Annotated in this window: 18 protein-coding genes and 1 riboswitch; of the genes, 16 read left to right on the forward strand and 2 right to left on the reverse strand. The window is 38.7% G+C overall.

All coding sequences use genetic code 11. From position 1 onward, the window contains the following. Positions 1 to 170: 170 nt before the first annotated feature. Positions 171 to 301: riboswitch (FMN riboswitch) on the forward strand. A 96-nt stretch (positions 302 to 397) separates the two neighbouring features. From ribD to EO125_RS07065, 10 genes are all read left to right on the forward strand, one after another. Continuing rightward, entirely contained in the window at positions 398 to 1,528 is a 1,131-nt protein-coding gene (gene ribD / locus EO125_RS07020) for a bifunctional diaminohydroxyphosphoribosylaminopyrimidine deaminase/5-amino-6-(5-phosphoribosylamino)uracil reductase RibD (protein ID WP_164726475.1), read from the forward strand. Continuing rightward, positions 1,509 to 2,162 carry a riboflavin synthase gene (locus tag EO125_RS07025; protein WP_127148268.1) on the forward strand — a complete coding sequence of 218 codons (654 nt, stop codon included), beginning with the start codon at positions 1,509 to 1,511 and terminating at the stop codon, positions 2,160 to 2,162. Before ribD ends, EO125_RS07025 begins: the two co-directional genes overlap by 20 nt. A gap of 14 nt (positions 2,163 to 2,176) precedes the next feature. Continuing rightward, positions 2,177 to 3,373, forward strand: a complete 1,197-nt coding sequence (locus tag EO125_RS07030; RefSeq protein WP_127148269.1) for a bifunctional 3,4-dihydroxy-2-butanone-4-phosphate synthase/GTP cyclohydrolase II — start codon at positions 2,177 to 2,179, stop codon at positions 3,371 to 3,373. Positions 3,374 to 3,443: 70 nt separating this feature from the next. Then, complete coding sequence (gene ribE, locus EO125_RS07035) at positions 3,444 to 3,908, forward strand: 6,7-dimethyl-8-ribityllumazine synthase (RefSeq protein WP_164726473.1); 465 nt, start codon at positions 3,444 to 3,446, stop codon at positions 3,906 to 3,908. Positions 3,909 to 3,922: 14 nt separating this feature from the next. Continuing rightward, positions 3,923 to 4,795 carry an Hsp33 family molecular chaperone HslO gene (gene hslO, locus EO125_RS07040; protein ID WP_127148271.1) on the forward strand — a complete coding sequence of 291 codons (873 nt, stop codon included), beginning with the start codon at positions 3,923 to 3,925 and terminating at the stop codon, positions 4,793 to 4,795. A 28-nt stretch (positions 4,796 to 4,823) separates the two neighbouring features. Beyond that, positions 4,824 to 5,876 (forward strand): S-methyl-5-thioribose-1-phosphate isomerase, encoded by a 1,053-nt coding sequence (gene mtnA / locus EO125_RS07045; protein WP_127148272.1) that lies wholly within the window; start codon positions 4,824 to 4,826, stop codon positions 5,874 to 5,876. A 9-nt stretch (positions 5,877 to 5,885) separates the two neighbouring features. Then, entirely contained in the window at positions 5,886 to 7,163 is a 1,278-nt protein-coding gene (locus EO125_RS07050) for an amidohydrolase (RefSeq protein WP_127148273.1), read from the forward strand. A 314-nt stretch (positions 7,164 to 7,477) separates the two neighbouring features. Then, a complete protein-coding gene (rpsU, locus tag EO125_RS07055) occupies positions 7,478 to 7,657 on the forward strand; it encodes a 30S ribosomal protein S21 (protein ID WP_009353131.1) in 180 nt (59 codons plus the stop codon). A 20-nt stretch (positions 7,658 to 7,677) separates the two neighbouring features. After that, positions 7,678 to 8,130, forward strand: coding sequence for a GatB/YqeY domain-containing protein (locus EO125_RS07060; RefSeq protein ID WP_127148274.1), 453 nt, complete (start codon positions 7,678 to 7,680; stop codon positions 8,128 to 8,130). Positions 8,131 to 8,249: 119 nt separating this feature from the next. Beyond that, positions 8,250 to 10,145 carry a glutamine synthetase gene (locus tag EO125_RS07065; RefSeq protein WP_127148275.1) on the forward strand — a complete coding sequence of 632 codons (1,896 nt, stop codon included), beginning with the start codon at positions 8,250 to 8,252 and terminating at the stop codon, positions 10,143 to 10,145. 63 nt (positions 10,146 to 10,208) lie between these two features. On the opposite strand, the gene EO125_RS07070 is transcribed toward EO125_RS07065, so the two are convergent. Together EO125_RS07070 and tpx are read right to left on the reverse strand one after the other, a co-directional pair. Then, the gene (locus tag EO125_RS07070) at positions 10,209 to 10,628 is read right to left on the reverse strand and encodes a phosphate-starvation-inducible protein PsiE (RefSeq protein WP_164726474.1); all 420 of its coding nucleotides are present in this window, start codon (positions 10,626 to 10,628) and stop codon (positions 10,209 to 10,211) included. Between the two features lie 69 nt (positions 10,629 to 10,697). Further along, positions 10,698 to 11,213 carry a thiol peroxidase gene (tpx, locus tag EO125_RS07075; RefSeq protein ID WP_127148276.1) on the reverse strand — a complete coding sequence of 172 codons (516 nt, stop codon included), beginning with the start codon at positions 11,211 to 11,213 and terminating at the stop codon, positions 10,698 to 10,700. 124 nt (positions 11,214 to 11,337) lie between these two features. On the opposite strand from tpx, the gene EO125_RS07080 reads away from it, so the two are divergent. The 6 genes from EO125_RS07080 to EO125_RS07105 all read left to right on the forward strand — a co-directional run bounded on the left by EO125_RS07080 (position 11,338) and on the right by EO125_RS07105 (position 18,056). Continuing rightward, a complete protein-coding gene (locus tag EO125_RS07080) occupies positions 11,338 to 13,074 on the forward strand; it encodes an ABC transporter ATP-binding protein (RefSeq protein ID WP_127148277.1) in 1,737 nt (578 codons plus the stop codon). Then, the gene (locus EO125_RS07085; RefSeq protein WP_127148278.1) at positions 13,064 to 14,797 is read left to right on the forward strand and encodes an ABC transporter ATP-binding protein; all 1,734 of its coding nucleotides are present in this window, start codon (positions 13,064 to 13,066) and stop codon (positions 14,795 to 14,797) included. The genes EO125_RS07080 and EO125_RS07085 overlap by 11 nt, the downstream gene beginning before the upstream one ends. Positions 14,798 to 14,873: 76 nt before the next feature. After that, the gene (locus EO125_RS07090; RefSeq protein WP_127148279.1) at positions 14,874 to 15,677 is read left to right on the forward strand and encodes an RNA methyltransferase; all 804 of its coding nucleotides are present in this window, start codon (positions 14,874 to 14,876) and stop codon (positions 15,675 to 15,677) included. Positions 15,678 to 15,739: 62 nt separating this feature from the next. After that, positions 15,740 to 16,606 (forward strand): ChbG/HpnK family deacetylase, encoded by an 867-nt coding sequence (locus EO125_RS07095; protein ID WP_127148280.1) that lies wholly within the window; start codon positions 15,740 to 15,742, stop codon positions 16,604 to 16,606. Further along, entirely contained in the window at positions 16,603 to 17,601 is a 999-nt protein-coding gene (locus EO125_RS07100; RefSeq protein ID WP_127148281.1) for a lysylphosphatidylglycerol synthase transmembrane domain-containing protein, read from the forward strand. Before EO125_RS07095 ends, EO125_RS07100 begins: the two co-directional genes overlap by 4 nt. A 2-nt stretch (positions 17,602 to 17,603) precedes the next feature. Beyond that, a complete protein-coding gene (locus EO125_RS07105) occupies positions 17,604 to 18,056 on the forward strand; it encodes an ACT domain-containing protein (RefSeq protein WP_206168375.1) in 453 nt (150 codons plus the stop codon). Positions 18,057 to 18,065: the final 9 nt, after the last annotated feature.

An 18,065-nucleotide genomic window follows, 5' to 3' on the forward strand; every position in this document is an offset into this window, starting at 1 on the left:
CCTATCTATATAGATTGTACTATGCTTTGACAAATTCATTTATGTTTATACTATGACAATATCATATGTCGTTCATATATAGTTACTCTGAATGGCAACTTTCATTGCTATATCAAGCAATGTATGATACAATAAACTCATCTTAGGAAATAAGAACAAACATCAAATAATGGAGTCTTTGAGGCAAGGTGCGAGGGAAACCTCAATTCCTGACCGGCGGTATAGTAGTCCGCAAGCTCTTATGAGCAGATCCGGTAATATTCCGGAACCGACAGTAAAGTCTGGATGGGAAAAGACAGTATATTGATAGCGATTATGGAGGCTATCAAATATTTGGAATGCTAAAGGGACTATGAAAATAGTCCCTTTTTTTGTGTAGAGGTGAGCCATGACACATATGACAACTGATGAAAAATATATGGCAAAAGCAATTGAATTAGCAGAAAAAGCGAGAGGGTGTACTTCTCCGAATCCGATGGTAGGGGCTATTATTGTAAAAGATGGTCGCATCATTGGTGAAGGGTATCATCAAAAAGCAGGCGAACCCCATGCAGAGGTATATGCTTTACATCAAGCGGGTATGGATGCTAGAGGCGCTACCTTGTATGTAACACTTGAACCATGTTCACATTATGGGAAAACACCACCTTGTGCTAAACGTGTTATTGCTGCAGGTATCTCAAGGGTTGTCATCGGAATGATCGATCCCAATCCTTTAGTTGCTGGTAAAGGATTAGAGATGCTACGAGAGGCGGGCATAGAAGTCGAGGTTGGTGTATTAGAGCGACAATGTGTGGAAATGAATGAGGCCTTTATTACCTATATTAAAACAGGTAAGCCTTTTGTGATTTTAAAATCAGCCATGTCTATGGATGGAAAGATTGCTACTGCCAGTGGTGAATCAAAATGGATTACTAATGAAGAGGCCCGCGTTGATGGACATCGCATCCGTAAAGAAGTAGACGGCATGTTAGTCGGTGTTGGCACAATCCTAGCAGATGATCCCCTACTAAGTTGTCGCATACCACAGGAAACGGTAGAGAAGCAACCACATTTATATATTCTAGATTCCCAAGGTCGAACGCCACTGGATGCAACAATTTGGACAGTACCGAACCGAGCGATTACTATATTCGTAGGGGAAGACTGTGGATTGGAACAAATGGGCGCTTTCAGTGATAAAGGAGCGGAAGTGATCGTCACACCATCTAATGAAAGAGGTCTAGATTTATCGTTTATTCTAGAAGAGTTAGGTGCCCGTCAATGCATGAGTTTGCTCATTGAAGGTGGTAGCCAAGTTGTGGCGAGCTTTGTGGAAACAAAATCCTTTGATAAATTGGTAACCTACATTGGGAATCGTATTATTGGAGGTATTGGAGCTACACCAGCTGTGGGTGGTTTAGGCTTTTCTAGTTTAGATGAAGCAGTACAGCTAGATATTGATGAAGTGATGGCTGTTGGTGATAATATGAAAATAATTAGTTATCGAAGAGGAAGAGAAGGCGTTTATGTTTACGGGGATCATTGAAGAAATAGGGACCATACAGAGTGTAAAACGTTCCCAAAGCTCGCTTACCCTTGAAATTGCAGGAACTATCATTTTCGATGATTTAAGAATTGGTGATTCCGTAGCGGTCAATGGTGTATGCTTAACAGCCACGAACATAGGAGCCCAAAGATTTACAGCAGATGTGATGCCAGAGTCAGTTAAAATGACATCATTAATAAATCTTTCAGCAGGAAGTAAGGTAAATTTAGAACGAGCTATGGCTGCCAACGGTCGTTTCGGTGGCCACGTAGTGGCAGGGCATGTGGACGGTCAGGGCAAGATTATCGGTAAAGATCATGTAGGTAATTCCATTGTGTTCCGTATCGCTGCCGATGATGCTATTCTACACTATGTTATATACAAAGGGTCTATCACTGTGGATGGAGCTAGTTTGACCGTTTCCAAAGTGGGAACTGGTTGGTTTGAAATTTCCATCATTCCTCATACCATTGGAAACACCATTTTACAATATGCCTCCATAGGGACTACAGTGAATTTAGAAACAGATATTTTCGGTCGTTATATTGAACACTTTATGAAAGGGCCTCAAGAGGTGCCGACTAAAAGTGGAAAGGTAACGATGGATACATTGTTAAGTAACGGCTTTTTATAGAAAGGATGATATACATGTCCTATACATTAAATACTATTGAAGAAGTAATTGAAGATTTGAAAGCAGGTAAACCTGTCATTATTGTAGATGATGAAAGTCGAGAAAACGAAGGTGATTTAGTATTGGCGGCTGAATTTGCCACTCGTGAAAGCATTAATTTTATTATCAAAGAGGCTAGAGGTTTGCTATGCACGCCTATGTTAGAAAAAGACTTGATTCGTCTTGGTATCCATCAAATGGTAGAAAAAAATACAGATAATCATGAAACCGCGTTCACTGTGTCAGTAGACCATGTGGATACTACCACTGGTATCTCTCCAGAAGAACGTGCTGTAACGATGCAAAAACTTATTGATCTAAATTCAAAACCAGAAGATTTTAGACGCCCTGGACACGTATTTCCATTGCGGTATAAAGAAGGTGGAGTATTAGTACGCCAGGGCCATACAGAAGCGTCTATTGACCTTTGTAAACTAGCTGGATTATATCCTGCGGCAGCAATTTGTGAAATTACCAATGATGAAGGCTATATGTCACGTATGGATGATTTATTGGCTTTCAGTAAAAAACATAATTTAAAGATTGCTTCTGTAGAAGCTTTAGTGGAATACAGAAAGCGACACGATAGATTAGTAAGCATTGCAGCAGAAACAAAACTACCTACAAAGTTCGGTGAGTTCCGCATCATTGTGTTTAAAAATGAAGTAGATCACAAAGAACATCTTATGATTGTAAAAGGTGATGTACGTGGAAAATCTGATGTGTTGATGCGTATTCATTCTGAATGCTTAACAGGAGATGTATTTGGTTCTCATCGCTGTGACTGTGGGGAACAATTGGAAAATGCATTGCGCTCTATTGAAGAGCAAGGAGAAGGTATTGTTATCTACATGCGCCAAGAAGGTCGTGGGATTGGATTAACGAATAAAATTAAAGCCTATACACTACAAGATCAAGGGTATGATACAGTGGAAGCAAATGTAAAATTGGGTTTTCCTCCAGATATGCGTGAATACTCCTTAGCAGCACAAATGTTACGAGAATTAGATGTAAAAAGTGTTAAGCTATTAACGAACAATCCAGAAAAAAAAGAGGATTTAGAACGTTGGGGCATTACTGTATCTAAGCGTGTTCCTATCGTTATTAAAGCAAATAGCATTAATGCAAAATATTTAAATACAAAAAAAGAAAAAATGCGTCATATGCTGTAATCATATATGAAAATGACACATAGTATACAGAGTGCTTAGGTCCATATATGTCTAATATGAATAAAGGAGAATGACAATGATTCAAGAAGGTAAATTAATAGGTACAGGTAAGAAATTTGCTATTATCGGTTCCCGTTTTAATGAGTTCATCACATCTAAATTAATCAGCGGTGCGAAAGATGCATTATTGCGTCATGACGTGCAAGATAGTAACATTACTACTATTTGGGTACCAGGTGCTTTTGAAATTCCATTGATTGCACAAAAAGCGGCAAAATCTGGTAAGTATGATGCTGTTATCTGCTTAGGCGCTGTTATCCGTGGTGCTACAACGCATTACGATTATGTATGTAACGAAGTGGCAAAAGGGATTGCTCATGTATCCTTAGAATCTGGTGTCCCTGTTATGTTCGGTGTAGTGACTACTGAGAATATTGAACAAGCTATTGAACGGGCAGGTACAAAAGCAGGCAACAAAGGATTCGATTGCGCTATGGGTGCTATCGAAATGATCAATCTATTGGAATCTATGTAGAAAGAAGGATATCCGTGGATTTTATTAAACGTTATACAACAGCGGAAGGGTTACGTCTATCCATTGCCGTAACTACTGATACCGTAGAAGAGGTGAGAGTTCGCCATGATTTGTGGCCCGTAGCAACAGCCGCATTAGGTCGTACTATGACCGGGGCTATGCTAATGGCTAGTGATTTTAAAAATGATGAAAATGTAAGCATTCGATTGCGTGGTGATGGACCTTTGGGCAGTGTTCACGTCGATGCATTCAGCAATAATACTGTACGAGGATATGTGGACCATCCCCATGTAGATGTGCCACTGTTGCGAGAAGGAAAACTCGATGTGGGGGCTGCTGTAGGACGTAATGGAGAAGTTCAAGTGACTAGGTTTACTAAACTTCGTCAAAACTATACTTCCCAAAGCCCTATTCAAACGGGTGAAGTGGCGGAAGATTTAGCCTATTATCTAGCTATGTCTGAACAAGTGGGATCTGTATTAAGCCTTGGTGTATTAGTAGATCCAGATTATCATACTATCGTGGCAGGTGGCTTTTTAGTACAAGCTTTACCAGATGTGACAAATGATGCATTTGATAAAATTGAAGCAAATCTGAAAACCATTGGACCTGTGACTAATTATTTGAAATCAAATCCTAATGCGGAACATTTAATGGAACGCATTTTGGATGGATTTACTGTACAAGAAGTCTATAGTGAGCATATTCATTTTGCATGTCCTTGTAGTCGAGAACGATTTTTTGATCGATTAGCAAGTTTGCCCTTGCATGATAAACAAGAATTAGCCCAAGATGAAGTAACAGAATTAACTTGTCACTACTGTTATGAAAAATATCACTTTTCTAAGGAAGATATGGAAACCTTATTAATCGAAGAAACACATTAATGCTACTTGTTTCTATGGAGGGAACAGTATGAAAAGTATTGAATGGAATGGATCGGAAGTTATTATCTTAGATCAAACGAAATTACCTACATCTGTGGAATATATACGTTGTACTGACTGGCGGCAAGTGGCTGAAGCTATCAAAATGCTTCGTGTGCGCGGGGCCCCTGCTATTGGTGTATCTGCTGCCTATGGATTAATTCTTGCCTTCCGTGAAAGCTATCATCGTGGTGGTGCTAGTGCAGAGATTTTATCTGAATTTAGAGCTTTTGCGGAAACCTTACGCCAAACTAGACCGACAGCTGTTAATTTAATGTGGGCTATTGATCGAGTATTGCGTGTTGTAGATACTTTCACAGGCGACATTGACGAGTTAGATGCGGTTCTTGTAAAAGAAGCTATCGCCATTGATACTGAAGATGTTGCCTTAAATGAAAGTATGGCAAAACATGGTGCTACCTTATTCCAAGATAAAGAATCTTATCGTATTTTGACACATTGCAATGCAGGAGCTTTGGCTACAGCAGGGATAGGCACCGCATTAGGAGTGATTCGAGAAGTCTACGCACAAGGTAAATTAGATCGTGTGTATGCAGATGAAACAAGACCTTTATTGCAAGGATCTCGACTAACTGCTTTTGAGCTTCACGAAGATGGTATTCCTGTGACATTACAAACAGATAATATGGCTGGTTATGCTATGCAACAGGGTCTTATTGATGCAGTGATTGTGGGGGCTGACCGCATTACTTTAGAAGGTGATGTGGCCAATAAGATTGGCACATATAGTGTTGCCGTATTAGCTAAACATCATAATATTCCATTTTATGTAGCTGCTCCGTATAGTACATTCGATTTCTCTATGGCAAGTGGTAAGGATATTCCTATTGAAATGCGTAATCCTCAAGAGGTATTGCAATTCCAAGGCGTTCCTTCGGCACCGCAAGGCATTGAAGTATTGAATCCGGCTTTTGATGTAACACCTCATGATTTAGTGACCGCTATTATCACAGAAGAAGGTGTGTTACGACCTCCGTTTAACGAAAGTATTCGCAATTTACAAGAAAAGAAAAGGAAATAGGAGTTGAACATGGTTGATGTTGTTATCACACATGTAGATGTGTTACAAGAAAATTCAATTGTAAGAGATAATGCTATTGTCATTGAAAATGGATACATTAAAGAATTTGTTTCTAATGATGCAGTCCCTCAAGCGAAAGAAGTAATTGATGGGAAAGGCATGCTCGCTGCACCGGGTTTAATCAATACGCATACGCATATTGCTATGGGTTTATTGCGCAATTATGCGGACGATTTGGAACTGATGGATTGGCTACAAACTGCCATCTGGCCAGCGGAAGCTAAATTGAATAATCACTTAGTCTATTGGGGTACACAGTTAGGCATTGCAGAAATGTTCCGTTCTGGTACTACTTGTTTTAGTGATATGTATTTCTTTATGGATCAAACGGCTGAGGCTGTTAAAGAAACAGGTATTCGTGCTGTATTATCACGGGGGATGGCTGGTGTAGCGCCTACGGCAGAACAAGCGCTAGTAGAAAGTAAAGAATTATTTAAAACATATCACGGTTATAACCAAGATCAGATTAAGGTGATGCTAGGACCTCATGCACCATATACATGCCCTGATGCGTATTTAGAACGAGTGGTTCAATTAGGTCACGAGTTAGGAGCACAAGTTCATATGCATTTAAGCGAAACTAAAGGAGAAGTAGAAAATGTTATCAAAGCTACTGGTAAAACTCCTATTGCACATATGAATGACTTAGGCTTGTTTGATTTAGGCTGTTTAGCGGCTCATTGTGTTCATGTTACTGATGAAGATATGGATATTATGAAAGAAAAATCTGTTCGTGTTGCACATAATCCACAATCGAATTTGAAATTAGCCAGTGGTATTGCACCGGTGCCAGAAATGCTTGCTAAAGGAATTGTGGTAGGCTTAGGCACAGATGGTTCTGCTAGTAACAATAATGCAGATATGCTAGAAGAAGTACGGTTAGCAGCTATGTTACACAAAGCTCGTTTATACGATCCATTGGCAATACCTGCTCAAATAGCTTGGGAATTGGGAACTGTGATGGGTGCCAAAGCATTAGATTATGATGATCTTGGTGTATTAGATGTAGGATATAGAGCAGATATTGTTCTCTACGATACATCTGGATTGCATTGGCAACCACGGTATAATGACGTAGCCTCTTTAGTCTATGCCGCTAACTCTTCCGATGCTAATACTGTATTAGTAGGTGGTAGAGTAGTGATGAAAGATAAAGAACTTCTCACTATTGATGAAGAAAAATTGCGTTATGAAATACAACAAGCGCAGGCGATCTTTCAAGGGTAATGCTATTTATCAGTATATCGCAGTAATAGTTAAGCCTATGTTATATCTATAGTGTTATATAGAGCCTATTAATTGTCTAACTATTTTAAAGTTTAATAGGGTAGGCATTGATAATTTATGAAACAGACAAGATCAAGACCTATATGTTGATGGTCAGCTGTTCCATTTTGGCATAGAAATGAAATTATAAGATAAATTCCTAGAAACTATAGGGGACTAGGCTTGACAAATATATGTCAACTGCTTATAATATCTGTATGTGCGTATATAAATTACCTGCACTTCCATTATACGTTTTGGAGGGGGGGATATAGATGTCAGAAATTAAAGTCGGTAAAAATGAATCGCTTGAAAGTGCACTTCGTCGTTTTAAACGCTCCTGCCAAAAAGCAGGTGTTTTGTCTGAAGTACGCAAACGCGAACATTACGAAAAACCAAGCGTAAAAAGAAAGAAAAAATCTGAAGCAGCAAGAAAACGCAAATTCAAAGCGTAAGTCAATCTTGGAGGTACAACATGTCCTTAAAAGATCAGCTTAAAACAGATATGAAGGAAGCTATGAAAGCTCGCGAAGCGGGTAAAGTGGCTCTTTCAGTCATTCGCATGGTAAATAGCGCCATAAAAAATACAGAAATCGACAAGAAAATTGAATTAGAAGATTCGGACATTATCGCTATATTAGCGAAAGAGATGAAAATTCGTCAAGATTCTTTAGCTGAGTTTGAGAAAGGTCATCGTGATGACTTAGTTACTCAAGTGAAAGCAGAGATGGAAGTATTAGCCAAATATTTGCCTGCCCAATTAAGTGAAGAAGAAATTCGTCACATTGTGGTAGAAGCGATTTCTACCCTAACTGCACCAATTAAGATGGGTGACCTTATGCCGTTGGTTATGCCAAAGACTAAGGGTTGTGCAGATGGCAAGTTAGTCAATGCGATTGTCAAAGAAGAACTTGCAAAAGTCAACTAATGTGTTGACAGACTTAATTGATTATGTTACTATAATCACATAATATAATACTAAGTCAATGAGGACTCTAAGAAACCTAGTTTCTTGGAGTCTTTTTGTTTATTATGAGGAGGTTTATCATGAGCAAAGAATTATTATATTACATTCCAGCAGGCCAATATGGTAAAGAAGGTGTTCTTGCCTTACTAGAACAACATCCAGAAATTCGTTTTGTATCTTTAGTCGGTGTTGATTTAGCGGGTAATGATACTGATGAAAAAATTCCAATGGAGCAATTCTTTGATGATTATGAATCTTTCTTTGAAGGTCGTGCAGTACAAACAGACGGCTCTTCTGTTGTATTGACAAATATTGCTACGTTGAACAATGCTCGTGTCGATATGTGGGGTGACCCTAGTGTAAACTGGTTTGTTGACTACAACTATGAACATATTGATGAAGCTACAGGCAAACCGACGGGTACACTTCGTATTCCAGCATTCTTGAAACATTGCGATCGTTATGTAGACTCTCGATCTATCTTAAAACGTAGCTGTGAATATGTAAAAGAAGAATTGATGAAATTATTACAAGCGAACCAAGTGAAAGGCATGGAATTTATCGATGCTAATGAAATCGCTGACGTTATCTTTACATCTGCTACAGAATTGGAATTTTGGGTGAAAACACCGTCCAGAAATGTAGATGCAAAAGCGTTATCTGTATCTCAAAAATTACAAGAACAATACTGGCAACGTACACATGGTTCCGTTCGTACTGCATTAGAACAAGCCGTGTCCTTATTGGATAAATATGGTTTACATGCAGAAATGGGTCATAAAGAGGTTGGCGGTGTAAAAGCGAAACTAGATGACGAGGGTAATGTTGACTGGGTATTAGAACAATTAGAAATTGATTGGAAATATACAAATAATCCATTGCAAACTGCAGACAATGAGTTACAAGCTCGTATCATCGTTCGTGAAGTATTCCGTGAAAATGGCTTAGATGTTACTTTCAATGCGAAACCAATCATCGGTGTAGCAGGTTCTGGTGAGCATACGCATTTCGGTGTGATGGTAAAAATGAAAAATGGCAAAGTGTACAACTTGTTCTCCCCAGCTGATTTACGCAAAGAACATGCTAGCCCATTGGCATATGGAGCTATTATGGGGCTATTAAAACACTACGAAGCGATTAACCCATTTATTTCCTCCACAACAGACTCCTTAAACCGCTTAAAACCAGGTTTTGAAGCACCTGTATGTATCGTTACATCCTTGGGTACAGATCCTGCGTTGCCAAGCCGTAACCGTACTATTCTTTGTGGCTTGATTCGCGATGTGGATACACCGATGGCAACGCGTTTTGAATTGCGTTCTCCAAACCCATATACAAACACATACACAGCATTAGCATTGATTTATTTATCTGCTTTCGATGGAATGAAATATGTCATCACATCTGGTAAAACACCAGAAGAGATTTTAGCGGAATTGTCCAAAAAAGAAGGGGAACCAGCTGATTATCTAGAAGCATCCCGTGAATATCGCTCTGAAGTTGACGTATTTGATGATTTCACAGCAGAAGAACGAGATCGTAAATTTGGTAAAGCCCCTGCTACTGTATGGGAAAATATCCAAGGCTATACAAACAATCCTGAAAAAGTAGCCTCCTTAACTTTGGGTGGTGCTTTTGAAAAAGACTTGATGGATTCTTTCATGGCAGGTGTAATCAATCGTTGGAAATTAGAATTAGCGAACCGTATTGTTCCAGCTAATATTCAATTAGTGCGTTCCTTACAAGCCATTCATGATGCAGCAGATGGTTTTGATAGTGCGAACTGGAACAAAGTGAATACTTTGCGCTTATACCTAGCAAAAGATAGCGTAGACAGCAAATCTTTATTCACACGCATCACTGATGCATTGGCGAAAGGCGACTATGATACAGCGTCTGCATTACAAGTAGAAATGAACGAAAAAGTAGTTGAATTAGAAGCTCTATATGCAGAGTATACTCGTAATATTCTATAATAGGTATTTAGTATAAAAAAGGACTGACCACAACATTGTGTTCAGTCCTTTTGCTATGATAATTTATAATCTTTCATTACTATTAGGTTCTTTTCCATATCGCACAACTAAGACCAAACTAATGACTAATGCTAAAATTGCAGATGACCATAGAAATAGATCCATAGAAGATTCGTGAGATACGATGATTAGTCGAATGATAGCTGTGATACCAATGTAGATAAAGTACCGAAGAGGAAAGTGAAAGTTATTTTTAAAATATTTCACCACTAATGATAGAAACTCAAAGAATAGGAAGAAATTAATAATTTCTTCTAAAAATGTAGTATATGCTACATCAGTTGTAAATAAACCTGGTATGAGCGTCACAATATAAAATGCTGTATTTAACACAGCTACGGTTAATACGATACCAATAGAAAATAAAGTGAAGTTTAGAATCCACTGAAAAAATGTAGACACTTGTTGCAAAAAATAATTCATAAGGACCTTTCCAATAAAAAAGGGTGGAGTGACGAATCACTGCACCCTTATGTATTTACTCAGTAACAATTAAACTAAGGCTTTAGTTGCCGCTTCAGCTGCGTCGAAGTTAACAGCAGATGTTACTTCTGGTACATATTCTACATAACGAACTACGTCGTCTTTGTCGATGACAACGATACCACGAGATAATAAGCGTAAGCCTTCAAGAATGAAACCATAATTTTCACCGAAAGAAAGGTCACGGTGGTCAGATAAAGTTTCTACTTGGTCGATACCAGCAGCACCACACCAACGCTTTTGAGCGAATGGTAAGTCTACGGATACAGTCAATACAACAACGTTTTCACCTAATTTAGAAACGTTTTGGTTGAACCAACGAGTTTGCGCATCACATACGCCAGTATCCAAAGATGGTACTACGGAGATAACTTTTACTTTACCTGCGTAATCTGCTAATGTTTTTTCACCCAAACCATTGTCTAATAATGTGAAAGCTGGAGCTTTGTTACCTACTTTAACTTCTTTGCCCAATAAAGCGATTGGGTTACCTGCAAATGTTACTACACCTGTACGTTTTTCCATTGTATGTTCCTCCTTTAATAACGGAATAATATCTTTTGTATATTCATATTATATCATGGTACAATTAGGTTAGTAAATAATCTTTATCGAAAAAAATCGAAATTATCATAAAATGGGGGTACCTATGAAAGGTTTTCACTTATTCCGATACTTTTTTAAAGAACATTCCTATAAATATATTATTGGTATCATTCTACTTCTAACAATTAATGGATTATTGTTGTTAGTGCCTACTTGGATGGGGGAAGCTATCAATACATTATATGTGGGAAAAGATGGAATTTGGCATTATGTTGGCTTGTTTGTACTGCTAGGCATTGTAATTACTGTGTTAAAATTTATCTCTCGTCACATGCTATTAGGATCCATACGTAACTTTGAGTTCTATTTGCGACGTGAGTTATTTCATCATGCTTTACGTATCCCTACTTCCTATTACGATGAGCATGGTCCTGGGAAAGTGATGGCACTCATGACAAATGATGTAACCTCTTTACGTGTATCTTTGGGATTAGGAGTTATGTTATTTGTAGATGCCTTATTCTTTGGGGTCATTGCGTTTTGTATTCTTGTGCAAAAGATGTCCCTATGGTTAGCAGTAGTGACTATTTTGCCGATGCCATTCATCGTATACGGTATGTTGACACTTTCAAAATATCTGAGAAGTCGTCAAAAGAATGCCCAAAGTTCCTATAGTGATGTAACAGAATATGCACAAGAATTATTTTTAGGCATGGCAGTAATTCGTGCCTTTAATAAAGAATACAATAGTTGGAAACGCTTTACAGCGGTGAATGAAAGAAATTATGAAAATAATTTATCTGTAGTTCGCATCGATTCCTTGTTAACGCCCTTGACCTATATGGCACCTTTTGTGTGCTACGCTTTAAATATGTACGTATGTGGACAAGCTATTATCAACGGCGAATTGACGGTAGGTGAGTTTGTGGCTCTTAACGGGTATGTGATGCTTGTCATTGGACCTATTATGGCTATCGGGTCCCTAGCGACAGTCTTGCAAAAGGGCTTAGCCTCCTTAGAACGGATGGAGGAGTTCTTTGCTCTTCCACAGGAAGATATTCAGGAATATGCGAAGATGTTACCACCAGAGACGATTCGTATCAATCAATTATCGTTCACCTATGCATCTAGTAAAGAACCCATTTTAAAAGATATTTCCATGAGTATCCCTCAAGGCTCTTTCATCGGCATAGTAGGGGGCCCTGGATCTGGTAAATCTACCTTGTTTAAGCTATTGCTGGATATTCAACATGCTCCTAAGGGTAGCATTTATTTTGGTGAAAGAGATATCCAAGATATTCCTCTTAGCACCTTGCGCCACAGTATTGCCTATGCACCATCTACGCCATCCTTATTAAGTGTATCGATACGGGATAATATTCAATTTGGATTTGACGCAACCATGAACTCTAAGATGACTATCGAAGAAGCTGCTCAGCGCGCAGGACTCTTTAGAGATTTAGAGGAGCGCATTGAAGGGAATAAGAAAAATGTGACCTTAGAAGAAGGTGGTTCCGATGTATCTGGAGGACAACGTCAACGCATATCCTTGGCTCGCGCCTTTTATAAACAGGCTCGATATTTACTGTTAGACGATGCATTCTCAGCCTTAGATGCTCATAGCTTGCGCCATATCCTAGATACATTGCGCTCCCAAGAAAATCAAACTATACTCTGTATTTCACAGCGCTTAGAAGCCCTTGAGGAGGCGGATTGTATTTATGTGTTCCATGAAGGTCGTATCATAGAGTCGGGCACGCACATTGAATTATTACAACAAGAAGGTATGTATCACCAATTAGTGATGTTACAAAAGCGAGGTACTACTGATGAGAACTAAACAAAAAACAGACTATCATGTGCTCTTGCAATTGTGCACTTTCATCAAACCCTACCTATCTTATATGTGCCTTGGCGTATGTATGCTCGTACTCGTGTTGGGAGTGCAGTTACTACGTCCCGTCATTATGAAAGAATTTATCGATGTGGGTGTGGCTACAAAGGATATGGGGCTCATTACTAACTATGCAGTAGGCTACATCGCATTGATCATCTTTGGTATGATTGCCTTAGGGATAGAAAATTATGCCTTACAAAGTTTTGGTCAGCGTATCATATTCGATATTCGAAATACTATCTTTGAAAACATATTGACCATGAGTCCTCGTGAGTTCACGTCCTATCCAGTAGGTAATTTAGTGACACGAGTGACCAATGATACGGAGTCCATTCGTACCTTATACACAGAAGTGCTAGTGAAAATTAGTAGTAGTATCTTCCAGATTGTGGGGATCCTTGTGTTTATGTTCCTCATCGACACTACATTAGCAACGATTGTACTATGCTTAGTGCCAGTGTTTACAGGTGTTATCTTCGTGTATCGAAAATATGCAAGGAAAGCTTTTCGAGGTGTGCGTAGTAAGGTGGCTGCGTCCAATACATCAGTACAAGAAATGTTAAATGCCATTCTCATGATTAAAACCTATGTTGGGGAAATGATCATGGAAAGAAGTTATGATCGAGTTAGTCGTGAATTTTTGGCAGCTGGTTTATTTGAAGTGAAAACATTTGCCATTTTCCGACCTATTGTAGACGGCTTATTCTTTGTTGCATTAATCGCCATCTTTACGGTGACAGGGTATTTCGATTCCATTACAGAAGCAGGCACAGTGTTCGCTTTTTTACAATATATCAATCGTATCTTTGAACCTATCAAGGAAATTGCTGAAAAATATGGGAATTTACAATCTGCCTTAGCAGGAGCAGAACGTATACTTCCTATGTTACAATCTGAAAGTGGAAAAGTGGAAGCAGATATTGTCATACCAGATGCCTTTGCTACGATTACATCCATCGAGTTTGATCATGTATATTTCTCTTATGACGGGTCTGATAATTATGTATTAAAAGATATTACATGGCACATAGAAGAAGGGGACTTCCTAGGGATTGCGGGACCATCTGGTGGTGGCAAATCGACGATGATGCAATTATTACTAGGCTTTGAAACACCTATCAAAGGAATGATTCGCATCAATGGGGTTAATGTACAAGATATAGATCCTAGAATCATCCGACAATCCTTGGGCTATGTATTCCAAGATTCTCATTTATTTAAAGGCTCTATTGAAGATAATATCTCCTTATTCGATCCATCCATATCTTCAGATATGGTAGAAATGGCAGCTAAGAAAGCTCATTTACATCGCTCTGTAGAACGATTAGATGAAGGATACAAAACACCAGTAGGCTATTTAGGCTCCTTATTGTCACAAGGTCAACGTCAATTGTTGTCATTGGCTAGAACATTGGTGCAAAATAAATCGGTCCTTGTATTCGATGAGGCCACTTCCAATATCGATAGTCATACAGAGGAACTTTTACAACAATCCATTGTAGATATTAAAGGGGAAAAAACGATTATCGCTATTGCTCATCGCTTATCGACCCTACGAGATGCTACGAAAATTATCGTCATTTCCGATGGAGAAATTGCAGAACAAGGAACGATTGAGGAAATATTAGCCAAAAAAGGGGTATTCTATGAATTATGGAATGCCTAGGTGCTTTCAGAAACATAGTTATATAAAAGAAAAGAGCTGTCTATGAGTCAGCCACAGTGTTCAGTAAAGGATAGATATGGAACAGATTACGTCCAAGGATAATAAAAAAATTAAACATGTTTTGCAATTATATAAACGCAAATACAGACAGACCCATAGGGAATATGTAGCGGAAGGGTATCGGACGGTAGTCGATATGATTCCTACCGGCCATGTTCGCTATGTACTTGCAAAAAGTACCAATGGGGTCGAAGAAGGATTACAAGAACTGTGTGAAATGTATCATGTCGATCTATATGTAGTTGACGATAGTTTGTGGAAAGGTATTGATACTACTATTCACGGACAAGGTGTGTTAGCTGTGGTATGCCAAAAAGAATCCCGCATAGAAGATTTCACAGCCCATGCAAATGGACTATATATATTGGTCGATGGTGTACAAGATCCTGGAAATATGGGGACTTTGATTCGAACTGCTGTAGGAGCTGGTGTGAAAGCTATGTTTTTAACACCTAACACGGTGGATGTATATAATGAAAAAACAGTGCGCAGTACTATGAGTGGACTTTGCAAAATTCCCATCTATACGCATGTATCCGACAGCGACTTAGAAAATCTGATAACCAAAGAGGGAATCCATCTATATGGGACAGTCTTAGAAGATAGTGTGTCCTATGAGGTCCCTACCTATGAAGGCCCTACTATGATTGCCCTAGGAAATGAGGCAAATGGTCTTTCTCAAAGCATCTTACGCAGAGTGGAACAGCGTATTTCCATTCCTATGTATGGCCCTATGGAATCATTAAATGTGGCTATAGCTGGTGCTTTGTGCATGTATAAAGTACAAGAACGAAAATTGTGTCTATTCAAAGTAGAATAATTTTGGTAAAATAATAGTACAAATATCCATTTAGTGCGTACAGAAAGTGCAGGAATGTGATTATGAAACGTCTTATTGTCAATGCAGATGATTTTGGTTTACATCCTCTTATTAATGATGGGATTCTAGAAAGTCATCAAAACGGAATTGTTACAAGTACGTCTTTATTAGCCTCTGGGGAGGCCTTTGAGGAAGCGATTCAACTAGCGAAAGCAACGCCGACATTAGGTGTGGGGCTCCACATTTGTTTAGTGGGAGGATTACAACCAGTTTGTGCTCCAAAGGAAATCCCTAGCCTTCTTATTAACGGCAGATTTCCTGAGACTCATACGGAGTTTATGAAACGTCTATTTTCAGGACAAGTGAAAGGGCAAGAACTACGAAAAGAGATTCAAGCTCAATTTGAAAAAGTCATGTCTACTGGAGTACCAATTACTCATGTAGATGGACATCAACATATGCATGTACTACCACAAGTGTTACCTATGATAGCAGAGCAAATGAAGCGGTATGGAATTAGTAAAATTCGTATGCCTGATGAAACACCATTTTTATTTAATGGTGTAGCCTCCATTGGTCGTTGGATTGGTAAGGTCGGTTTGACGGCGATTACACAACATGCCTACACAACGTCTCGTGACCTTGGTTTTTCGTCTCCTCTTTATTTTTGGGGGATGATGAATGGAGGCTACTTGAATGAAAAGGCTCTATTAGGCATACTTTCAAAAGTTGCTGGGAAACGTGGGGTCCATGAAATTATGACACATCCAGGTACATCTAATTCTCAATTAGCTCCACTCTATCCGTGGGGATACCATTGGGATGAGGAGCGATTAGCTATGATGTCTCATGTCGTGAAGGAATATATTGCCGATCAGGGCATTAGTCTCATTCATTATGGGCAATGGGATGATGGAGCACATTCATGAGTACTATGGTAAAGCGTGGTATACTGATTGGACTTTTACTTATCATCGTGTCGGGGATTACTATTTTTTTCACCATCGATATGGAGTCATTAGCTACGCTAGGTACCTTTAATCTATCGTCCTTAGGGCTAGCTGCGTTGGCCCTAACCTTAGGCATGTATTTTGATGGTCTTCGATTACAGCGCTTAGTACGTATGGGAGGATATAGCTTATCCTTAGTAGCTATTTTGCGCGTTATTTTTGGCAATTATTTTATGGCCATGCTTACGCCAGGAGCCAGCGGTGGCGCTGTAGCGCAAGCATTGATTCTTAGATCCTATCAAGTACCGATTGGGAAAGCGGCACCTATTGTGCTAGTGAGGACCGTATTCTCTATCTTATTTTTAATTGTCATGTTGCCTATCATCTTGTTGTCAGAACAAATTGATGTACCTTATATTACTAATTCTCAGCTATTAGGCATTTCCATTTTAGTTGTGATTTTCACATTTGTGGGCATTTATATGCTACAAACTCGTCTTATGAAACAATTTATAACATGGATTTCGAGAGTCATGAAAAAAGGAAATCCCAAGGCATGGCTATTAAAATTAGATGAATGTAATGGAGGACTTAGTTTACTCTATGCGAATCCGATCCAATCTTTGATTGTATTTATTGAATCTGCATTAAGCTTGCTCTGTTTATATGCCATAGCGCCGGCTTTAATGTATGCATTTACAATAGATATTAGTATTGTTGAAATAGTAAATCGAATGATTTTATTAAATTTAATCTTATATTTCGCCCCAACACCGGGAGGCACTGGCATTGCAGAAGGCTTATTTGTCTATCTATTTGCTCCCTTTGTTCCAGTAGGTACAGTGGGATTAGTAGCGGTGGCATGGCGAATTGTAGCAGAATATGTACCATTTTTCATTGGTATGTACTCAGTGTTAACTTTATATGGACAACATATTGCAAGATCCGTATCCACATGTAGTAAAGAGGTGTAGTTATGGCTATGAAAGGCAAAAAAGACAAATTTTATTTAGTGAATGAAGTAATTCTTCCGGAAGCAATTAAAAAAACGATTAAAGTAAAATCTATATTGCAATTAGGGGAAGCAAAAACGATCAATGAAGCCGTTGAAAAAATGGATTTAAGTCGATCTGCGTATTATAAATACAAAGATTATGTATTTCCATTTTATGAACTTTCACAAGGTAAAATCGTATCGATTAATGCATTGATTTCCAATGAATCTGGCATGTTATCCAATATTTTGCGTATTATTGCAGATTATAATGGAAGTGTATTAACAATCAATCAAAATTTACCGCTACAAGGTGTAGCTCACGTAAATATTTCTTTTGAAACAAAGGAATTAACATTACCAGTAGAAGATGTATTGCACGAGGTAAGACAATTAGAGGGAGTTATTAAGGTAGAACTAATTGGTCAAGCCTAGTGCCCAAGG

Origin of the sequence: Veillonella sp. VA139, from assembly GCF_003992005.1 — a bacterium.
Taxonomy (GTDB): Bacteria; Bacillota; Negativicutes; order Veillonellales; family Veillonellaceae; genus F0422.